A 1,128-nucleotide genomic window follows, 5' to 3' on the forward strand; every position below is an offset into this window, starting at 1 on the left:
GAGAATCGACAGTGCTAGTGTCCGGAAAGTAAATCGACGCGGCAATCCGGGCGGCTCCTCTTTGGCTTCGCGCCCAAGAGACTTGGCACCGGCCGATGCAACAAGCCTTGGTGCAAAGTGATAGCTCAAAGGAGAACATTCGGCGGACTTGACGCGAACGCGGCGGCGCGCGCGTGCCGTGCACTCGAGGCACGCGGACCATGTCAGCTTCTAGAGGCCCGCGAATGCCAATGCACTCCGCAGAAGAGGCCGCGGGCCAAAATGCTGTCGCTGTAAGGACGGGGGGGCATTTCATGTCGCGACACGACGACAACATGTTCCCCTCCAAGATCCCCAATCACTAATATAATCAAGGACTTACCGAGAGAGGCTAGGGTGTAAATTGTCGGCACCTTACTGCGGTAACGCGCAACTCCCGGCGAAAACCGCAGGTCTGCGGCTGCGCCCCGATGATCTTGGCATCGCTGCGGCCGTACGATGCTGAACACTCCCTACGCAACGTTCGTCCGGACCGAAAGGCGCCACCACGGATGAACGGTTTCCTGTCGCAACTCCGCGACAAGACTTCATTGCTCCGTCTCCCGCCTATCGGGCGTGGATGGGCGGAAACTGGTCACCAACTCCTGTCGAATTACTCGGAGGTAGGCCTCATCCCAGACGACGACATGAGGGATGTAGCCGTGGTGCTCGATGGTGCGCAGGTGCTCGGCGCACGGTAGCCCGCGTCGGCGCACAGATGCTTGTTTCGCCGATGCGGCGGATCCTTGCGTTTGACAGCGATGGCGCCGAGCACATCGTCAAGCCGCTTGCAGTCATGAACGTTAGCCCCGGTCACGACGAGCGACAACGGGACGCCACGACCGTCCACCAGCAGGTGGCGCTTGCTGCCTCTTTTCCCCCGATCCGTTGGATTCGGGCCGACGGCTTCTTGGGCCAGCGGCGCCTTCATCATCGCGCCGTCGATGCCCTGCCAGCGCCAGGCGATGCCTTCCATCTGGTCATGCTCGGCCAGGCCGGCTTTCCACAAAGCCTCGAAGAAGCCCGCTGCCTCCCACTCGAGGAAGCGCTTGTGGATGGCGCTTGCGCTGCCGAAGCGCTCCTTGGGCAGAGCCTTCCACTGGCAGCCCG

General features: G+C 62.0%; 1 pseudogene. It reads right to left on the reverse strand.

The features are described 5' to 3' along the window. Window positions 1-659 precede the first annotated feature (659 nt). Window positions 660-1,128, reverse strand: a pseudogene (locus AC1D15_RS33570) (IS5 family transposase); the annotation flags it as partial.

This window comes from Rhizobacter sp. P2_H2 (genome assembly GCF_056403375.1).